Origin of the sequence: Streptomyces sp., assembly GCF_019510245.1 — a bacterium.
In the GTDB taxonomy this organism is placed as follows: domain Bacteria; phylum Actinomycetota; class Actinomycetes; order Streptomycetales; family Streptomycetaceae; genus Streptomyces.
Window position 1 is genome coordinate 1 of record NZ_JAEKKT010000335.1, and the last position, 7,665, is coordinate 7,665.

General features: G+C 70.6%; 8 protein-coding genes and 2 pseudogenes. 9 read left to right on the forward strand and 1 reads right to left on the reverse strand.

Going from position 1 to position 7,665, the window contains the following annotated elements; translation table 11 throughout:
- The 5 genes and pseudogenes from JF597_RS50495 to hpaD form a co-directional block, all read left to right on the forward strand.
- Window positions 1-438 (forward strand): annotated as a pseudogene (locus tag JF597_RS50495) (hypothetical protein); the annotation flags it as partial.
- Complete coding sequence (locus JF597_RS50500) at window positions 438-884, forward strand: hypothetical protein (RefSeq protein WP_294013086.1); 447 nt, start codon at window positions 438-440, stop codon at window positions 882-884. The pseudogene JF597_RS50495 and the gene JF597_RS50500, both read left to right, overlap by 1 nt.
- Window positions 881-1,807 (forward strand): 4-hydroxy-tetrahydrodipicolinate synthase, encoded by a 927-nt coding sequence (gene dapA, locus JF597_RS50505; protein WP_069762140.1) that lies wholly within the window; start codon window positions 881-883, stop codon window positions 1,805-1,807. Before JF597_RS50500 ends, dapA begins: the two co-directional genes overlap by 4 nt.
- Before the next feature lie 2 nt (window positions 1,808-1,809).
- Window positions 1,810-3,291 (forward strand): 5-carboxymethyl-2-hydroxymuconate semialdehyde dehydrogenase, encoded by a 1,482-nt coding sequence (gene hpaE / locus JF597_RS50510; RefSeq protein WP_294013090.1) that lies wholly within the window; start codon window positions 1,810-1,812, stop codon window positions 3,289-3,291.
- Window positions 3,288-4,283, forward strand: coding sequence for a 3,4-dihydroxyphenylacetate 2,3-dioxygenase (gene hpaD / locus JF597_RS50515; protein ID WP_294013093.1), 996 nt, complete (start codon window positions 3,288-3,290; stop codon window positions 4,281-4,283). Before hpaE ends, hpaD begins: the two co-directional genes overlap by 4 nt.
- A gap of 23 nt (window positions 4,284-4,306) precedes the next feature.
- Here hpaD and JF597_RS50520 read toward each other — a convergent pair.
- A pseudogene (locus JF597_RS50520) lies at window positions 4,307-4,996 on the reverse strand (beta-galactosidase trimerization domain-containing protein); the annotation flags it as partial.
- Window positions 4,997-5,230: 234 nt separating this feature from the next.
- Here JF597_RS50520 and JF597_RS50525 point away from each other — a divergent pair.
- From JF597_RS50525 to JF597_RS50540, 4 genes are all read left to right on the forward strand, one after another.
- The gene (locus tag JF597_RS50525) at window positions 5,231-5,725 is read left to right on the forward strand and encodes a MarR family transcriptional regulator (RefSeq protein WP_294013097.1); all 495 of its coding nucleotides are present in this window, start codon (window positions 5,231-5,233) and stop codon (window positions 5,723-5,725) included.
- A 152-nt stretch (window positions 5,726-5,877) separates the two neighbouring features.
- Window positions 5,878-6,489, forward strand: coding sequence for a DsbA family protein (locus JF597_RS50530; RefSeq protein WP_294013100.1), 612 nt, complete (start codon window positions 5,878-5,880; stop codon window positions 6,487-6,489).
- Between the two features lie 36 nt (window positions 6,490-6,525).
- A complete protein-coding gene (locus tag JF597_RS50535) occupies window positions 6,526-7,332 on the forward strand; it encodes an MBL fold metallo-hydrolase (protein WP_294013103.1) in 807 nt (268 codons plus the stop codon).
- 2 nt (window positions 7,333-7,334) lie between these two features.
- A partial coding sequence (locus JF597_RS50540) for a nuclear transport factor 2 family protein (RefSeq protein WP_294013106.1) occupies window positions 7,335-7,665 on the forward strand: 331 nt, incomplete at its 3' end.

The following is a 7,665-nucleotide window of genomic DNA, read 5'->3' on the forward strand; positions in this document are numbered from 1 at the left end:
CTCACCGGTACCCCGGCCGGGGCCTCGGTGGTCGGACCGGGCGACGTGGTCGAAGTCGAGGTCGGCGACGGCCGGTTGAGCACAGGAGTGCTGCGCAACCCGATTGCCGACGCCGATCACGACCTGGAGCCGTGGGGCGCGCAGCCCAGGACCGACCGGGCCGAGGAGGAATCGGCCTACGGGTCGGGGTACGTGGCCAAGCCGCTGCTGGCCGACGACCTTGCCGACGGACTTCGCTCGGTCGCCGTGGCGACGCTGAGCGCGCAGATGCGCTCGCGCGGTCTGCCGCACATGTCGATCGACGGTGTACGGCCGGTCAGCGCCACGGCGATGGTGGGCGTGGCCCACACCCTGCGCTATCTGCCGCTCCGTGAGGACCTGTTCAAGCGGTACGGCACCGGCATGAACGCCCAGAAGCGGGCGATCGAGGACTGGTGATGGATGCCCGGCGGGACCCGACCGCGGGCACGCTCGGCGACATTCTCGCGCTGAGAGCCGCCCGGCGGGGCGCGGCCGGTGTCGTCACCGACGGCGCCGTCCGCGACGCCGCCGCCATCACCGGCCTGGGCCTGCCCGTCTACGCGGCCGGTGCCCACCCCTCCGTCCTCGGCCGCAGGCACGTTCCCTGGGACACCGGGGTGCCCATCGCCTGCGGCGGGGCTCTGGTGCAGCCCGGCGACCTGATCGTCGGCGACGCCGACGGCGTGGTCGTCGTACCGCCCGACCTCGCCGAGGAACTGATCGCCGACTGCCGCGAACAGGAACGGCAGGAGCGCTTCATCACCGAGCAGGTCGCCGCGGGCGAAAGCGTCGACGGCCTGTATCCGCTGGGTCCGGCCTGGCGGGACGCCTACGAGAACTGGTGCAAGGGAGAAACACAGTGAAGTTCCGCAGCGACCCGTCGGCCATCCGCGGGTCCATAGCCCCCGTCGTCACACCGTTCACCGCGGACGGTGCCCTCGACCACGACAGCCTGCGTGACCTGATCCGCTTCCAGCTGGAGTCCGGCTCGCACGGCATCTCGCTCGGCGGATCGACGGGCGAGCCGAGCGCGCAGAGCGTCACCGAGCGGATCGCCGCGATGCGCACGGCGGTCGAGGAGATCGGCGACCGGGTGCCCTTCCTGCCCGGCACCGGCTCCCACAAGCTCGACGAGGCCCTGGAACTCACCGCAGCGGCTCAGGAGTTGGGCGCCGACGCGGCCCTGGTCATCACGCCGTACTACGCGCGGCCCACCCAAGAGGCTCTCTATCAGTGGTACGCGAGGGTGGCCCGGGAGTTCCCGGACCTGCCGATCGTCGCCTACAACGTGCCCTCCCGCACTGCCGTCGACATCGCCCCGGACACGGTCAAGCGGCTGTTCACCGACTTCGACAACTTCGTCGGCGTGAAGGAGACCACGAAGGACTTCGAGCACTTCTCCCGCGTACTGCATGCCTGCGGCCGCTCGCTGCTGGTGTGGTCGGGCATCGAGCTGCTCTGCCTGCCGCTGATGGCACTCGGCGGGGCGGGCTTCGTGTCGGCCGTGGCCAACCTGGCCCCCACCGCGGTGGCTCGGATGTACGAACTGTGGGAGGCCGGCGACTTCGACGCGGCCCGTGACCTGCACTACCGCCTGCACCCGCTGGTCGACCTGCTGTTCGTCGAGACCAATCCGGCGCCCGCCAAGTGGGTCCTCGCCCAGCAGGGCCGCATCGCCTCCGCCCACGTCCGCCCGCCGCTGACCGGGCCAACGGACGCGGGCTTGACGAAGATCCGCGCGCTGCTGGCCGAGGGCGGCGACCTCACCGCACAGATCGGAGCCTGACCATGAGCATCGAGCACCTGCCTCCCGTCATCCAGCACTGGATCGGCGGCGAGTCGGTCTACAGCGCCGACGGACGGACGTTCCCCGTGTCCGATCCGGTGACCAACACGCCCTACGCGAAGGCCGCGGCCGGCGGCCCGGCCGACGTCGAACGGGCGGTGGCGGCCGCCAGGTCAGCCTTCCCCGCCTGGTCGTCCCTCGGCAATCGGGAGCGTGCCAACGTTCTGGTCAGGATCGCGGACGCCGTCGAGGCCCGCCACGAGCGGCTGGCGTCCTTCGAGTCGTACGACACGGGGCTGCCCATCACCCAGGCCCGCGGCCAGGCTCGGCGTGCCGCGGAGAACTTCCGCTACTTCGCCGACGTGATCGTCGCCCTCGGCGAGGAGGCCTTCCGGCAGGGGGACGAGCAGTTCAGTTACGTAGTGCGCAGGCCGGTCGGCGTGGCCGGACTGATCACGCCGTGGAACACCCCCTTCATGCTGGAGAGCTGGAAGCTGGCCCCGGCCCTGGCCTCCGGGTGCACGCTGGTGCTCAAGCCCGCCGAGTGGACCCCGCTGTCGGCCTCGCTGTGGCCGGAGATCTTCTCCGAGGCCGGGGTTCCGGCGGGCGTGGTGAACATCGTGCACGGCATCGGCGAGGAGGCGGGCCAGGCACTGGTCGACCACCCGGACGTACCGCTGATCTCCTTCACCGGCTCCACCGACACGGGCCGCCACATCATCCGCGCCGGCGCTCAGCACCTGAAGACCACCTCGATGGAGCTGGGCGGCAAGTCCCCGGCCGTCGTCTTCGCGGACGCCGACCTCGAAGCCGCCCTCGACTCGGTCGTCTTCGGCGTGTTCTCCCTCAACGGCGAGCGTTGCACGGCCGGTTCACGTGTCCTGGTGGAGCGCCCGGTGTACGAGGAGTTCACCCGTCGCCTGGCGGAGCGGGCCGCGAACGTCCGCGTCGGGCCGCCCTCCGACCCGTCCACGGAGGTGGGGGCGCTGGTCCACCCGGAGCACTACGAGCGGGTCCTGAACTACGTCGAGATCGGCAAGAAGGAGGCCCGCCTGGTCGCCGGCGGCACCCGGCCCGACCACCTCGCCGGCGGCAACTACCTCCAGCCGACGGTCTTCGCGGACGTCGAGCGCGACGCCCGGATCTTCCAGGAGGAGATCTTCGGCCCCGTCGTGGCCGTCGCCCCGTTCGACGACGAGTCCGAGGCGATCGAACTGGCCAACGCCACGCAGTTCGGCCTCGCCGCGTACATCTGGACGTCGAACCTCAAGCGCGGCCACCGCATCGCGCACGCCGTCGAGTCCGGCATGGTCTGGCTCAACTCGCACAACGTCCGTGATCTGCGTACTCCCTTCGGCGGAGTCAAGGCGTCCGGCGTGGGCCGCGAGGGCGGCGCCCACTCCATCGACTTCTACACCGAATCCAAGATCGTCCACGTCGCCCTGGGTGACGTTCACACCCCTCGCTTCGGAGCCGCCTCGTGACCGCGCCGGATGTGATCCGCTCCGCCTACGCCCAGCTCGCCGTCACCGACCTCGCGGCGGCCCGCTGGTTCTGGGTCGACATGCTCGGCTTCCACGTCCAGTACGAGGACGCCGACACCCTCTGCTTGCGCGGCACCGACGAGTTGACACACCACTCCCTCGTCCTGCGCAGGGGCGAGCTCGCCGCCCTCGACCACCTCGCCTACCGGGTCCGCACTCCCGAGGACGTCGACAAGGCGGAGAAGTTCTTCCGCCGACTCGGCCGACCGGTACGGCGCCTCCGAAAAGGCGAAGGCACGCCCGGTGTCGGCGACGCCGTCCGCGTCATCGACCCGCTCGGCTTCCCCGTCGAGTTCTTCCACGACATCGAGCGTGCCGAACGCCTCATCCAGCGCTACGACCTGCGCCACGGCGCCGAGGTGGCCCGCCTGGACCACTTCAACATCTGCACCCCCGACGTCCCGGCCGCCTACGCCCACTACCAGTCCCTCGGCTTCGGGTGCTCGGAGACCATCGAGGGCGACGAGCACGAGCTGTACGCCGCGTGGATGTACCGCAAGCAGACCGTCCACGACGTCGCCTTCACCGGCGGCGCCGGACCTCGACTGCACCACCTCGGCGTCGCCACCCACGAATCCCACCAAGTCCTGCGCGCCGCAGACCTCTTCGGCTCGATCCGCAAGGAACACCACATCGAACGCGGCCCGGGACGGCACGGTGTCTCCAACGCCTTCTACGTCTACCTGCGCGATCCCGACGGCCACCGGGTGGAGATCTACACCTCCGACTACTACACCGGAGACCCCGACCACGAGACGTACCGCTGGAACGTCAACGACGACCGCCGCCGCGACTTCTGGGGCAACGCGGTGATCGAGTCCTGGTACAAGGAGGCCACCCCGGTCCTCGACCTCGACGGGAAGCCACAGCCCGTCTCCGACGCCCTGCTCGACGAGTCCGCCGTGACCGTGGGAGCAGATGGCCTCGGCTGACCCGCCGACGCGCGGTAGCTGGATCAGCGGGGCTCGCGGACCACGGCGACGCCTCCCGGTGGGGCGGTGACGGTTCCGGTGACCGGTGTGCCGGTGAGGAGTTCGACCCCTTCGGCAGGTGCTTCGGCGCCCTTGCCGGTGTGGTCGATGAGCAACAGGTAGTCGGCCTTTGCGCCGCGGCACCGGACGACCTCGATCCCGGCTGGTGCGTCCTGCTCCGGTGTGACGCCGGCCTCCTGGCGGATGCGGTCGATCAGGGCGGCGAGCGTGTCCTGGTCGGGGTGGGTGCCCGGATACCAGGCGGTGCCGTTGCCGAGCCGGTGGCGGGTGACGGCGGGGTGGCCGGCCAGTGGGCCGTCGGCGTGGGAGGCGACGGCCTGAGCGCCGGTCAGCCGAATGCGGTTCGACCACAGGTCGGCCGTGGCGCCCGATGCCACGTCCCCCGTCAGGCCGGTCCTCTCGCCCGGCAGCAGGGGGAAGAGCTCGTCGGTGACCACACCGAGGACGTCGCGGAACGCGCCCGGGTAACCGCCCAGGTACACATGGGCGTTCTCGTCGACCATGCCGCTGTGGAAGCCGACGGCCAGCGTGCCCCCGCCCTCGGTGAACAGGGCGAGGTTCGCCGCGGCTGCCTCCGCGACCAGGTAGAGCGAGGGTGCCAGGAGGAGCCTGTAGCAGTCGAGTTCGGGGTCGTCGGGGCGTACGAAGTCAACGCCGCCGTCGCCCAGTCCTCCACCAGCAACGGCGCGGCAGTTGTGCAGTGGAACGACCTGAACATCGACGACCAGTTCTGGAAGATCGTCCGTATCAACTGAACGGTTCGACGAGGGGTCTCCTGCCGGCTCGGGATCGCGAGGCGAACCGAGTGGCAGGAGACCCGGGGGGACCGTCCCCGCCGTACGTGATCGGTACGGTGGTACCGAGACGACGAGAGGGGCAGCGCGGCCGTGGATGAGGAAGCGGAGATCGGGACGGCGAAGGAGGCGGCCGACCATGAGCTCATCCTGGCGTTCGGGCGACTGCAGGGGGCGGCGAACCGGCTGGAGTACATCCTCGGCCGGGCACTCGAGGTGGAGTGCGGCGTCAGCCATCTGGTCTTCGAGGCGCTGCTGATCCTCGGGCGGGCCGGTGAGCCGGGGCTTTCCATGCGGGCCATCGCGCAGGAGCAGGTCCTGACCACCGGCGGCGCCACCCGCCTGGTGGACCGCATGGAGACGGCCGGTCTCGTGACGCGCGCGGAGTCCCCCGACGACCGGCGCGGGAAGCTGGTGCGGCTGACCCCGCTGGGCGAGGAGACGGCCGTACGCGCTGCCAGGGTGCACCTGGAGAACATCAAGCGGTACTTCGTGGAGCCCCTCCCCGTGGCGGACCGCGAGCGGTTCGCGGAGGATCTCCGGATCCTCAGCCACACGGCCAGGGATGTGCTGCCTCGGCTTCCCTGACCTGCGGACCGGCGACAGCGCAGGTCTAATGGCATGGGCGGCGCTTGTGTGTCCCAGTTCACACGGGTCGAGAAATATCTGACGCGTCAGTTACTGTTTGGTCAGATGAATCGCTCGCAACCGGCGGGCGTCCCTCTCTGCCGAGGTCTTCGATGAAGCTCGTCTACGTCTTCGACGCCTATTGCGGCTGGTCGCACGGATTCACCGCGACTCTGCGCGAGATCACCACGCGCCACCCCGACCTGCCGGTCGAGGTCGTCTCCGGCGGTCTGTTCACCGGCAGCCGCCGGGTCCCGATCCGCGACTTCGGCTACGTCCAGGGGGCCAACGCCCAGATCGCCGAGCAGACCGGCGCCGAGTTCGGCGAGGCCTACGAGCGGCTGATCGCCGACGGTTCGTTCGTGATGGACTCCGAGGCCGCCGCCCGCGGCGTCGCAGCCCTGCGTCACGTGGCCCCCGACCGCGCGGCGGAGCTGGCCACGGCCCTGCAGCACGCCTTCTACGTCGACGGCCTGAGCCTGTCGGAGGCGGCCACGTACCGGACGGTCGCCCAGGCGGCCGGGCTCGACGCGGACGCCGTCGTCGCCGCCTTCGAAGCGCCAGAAGCGCAGACCGCGGCCCACACCGACTTCCGCCGCGCGGGCCGGCTCGGAGTCTCCAGCTTCCCCACCCTCCTCGCCATCGACGGCGAGCACATCGTCCCCCTGGCACTCGGACACGCCACCGCCGACGAGGTGGACCGGCGTCTCGCACACCTCAACTGACCCCGCAACCCTCCACCCCTCCAAGGAGCCCCGAGCATGAGCGCCCTCGACTTCAAGATCCTCGACCTCGACTTCCCCGCCGGATCCAAGAACAAGACCGCCACCCTCGTCACCGGCGAGACCGACGCCCTGCTGGTGGACGCCGCGTTCACCCGCGCCGACGGCCACCGCCTGGCCGCCGAGATCCTCGACTCCGGCAAGAACCTCACCACCGTCTTCGTCTCCCACGCCGACCCCGACTTCTACTTCGGCGCCGAAGTGATCGCCGACGCCTTCCCCGACGCGGTCTTCGTCGCCACCCCGATCGTCATCGAGCACATCAAGCACTCCTACGAGGGCAAGCTCAAGGCGTGGGCGGCCCTCGGCCCGAACCTGCCCACCCGCCTCGTCGACCTCACCCCGCTGACCGGCGACCTCACCCTCGAAGGCCACCGCTTCGAGCTCAAGGGCGGCTCCGACGAACTGCCCGACCGCCACTACCTGTGGCAGGCGGAGTCCCGCGCCCTGCTCGGCGGCGTCCTGCTGTTCCAGCAGGAGCACGTCTGGGTCGCCGACACGGCCACCCCCGAGTCCCGTGCCGCCTGGATCGACGTGCTCGACGAGATGGCCGCCCTGAACCCGGAGCTGGTCGTCCCCGGCCACCGCCTGCCCGCCACCGCCGCCGACGCCTCCGCCATCACCGCCACCCGCGACTACCTGCTCGCCTTCGAGGAGGAGCTCGGCAAGGCGTCCGACGGCGCCGCGCTCACCGAGGCGCTCATCGCGCGCTACCCGGACAACGGCATGCTGATCGCCGCCCAGATCGGCGCGAAGGTCGCCAAGGGCGAAATGAAGTGGGGCTGACCATGAGCGAGTTCACCACCTCCACCGCACCCGCCGACGTCGTACGGCGCCAGTACCTGGCCTCCGCCGCCGGGGACCTCGAGGCCCTGCGCGCCACCCTCGCCCCGGACGTCGAGTGGACCGAGATGGCCGGCTTCCCCCTGGCCGGCACCTACCGCACCCCCGACGGCGTCACCGCCAACGTCATGGAACAGCTCGGCAAGGACTGGGAGGACTGGACCGCCCACGACGACACCTACGTCGTCGACGGCGAGAACGTCGTCGTCCTGGCCCGCTACACCGCGACCAACAAGGCCACCGGCAAAGCGATCGACGTACGCGTCGCCCACCACT

Excerpts from the sequence above, each read along its gene's own strand:
- JF597_RS50500 (WP_294013086.1), top strand. The coding sequence starts at position 438 with ATGGATGCCCGGCGGGACCCGACCGCGGGCACGCTCGGCGACATTCTC.
- hpaE (WP_294013090.1), top strand. The coding sequence starts at position 1,810 with ATGAGCATCGAGCACCTGCCTCCCGTCATCCAGCACTGGATCGGCGGC.
- JF597_RS50530 (WP_294013100.1), top strand. The coding sequence starts at position 5,878 with ATGAAGCTCGTCTACGTCTTCGACGCCTATTGCGGCTGGTCGCACGGA.
- JF597_RS50535 (WP_294013103.1), top strand. The coding sequence starts at position 6,526 with ATGAGCGCCCTCGACTTCAAGATCCTCGACCTCGACTTCCCCGCCGGA.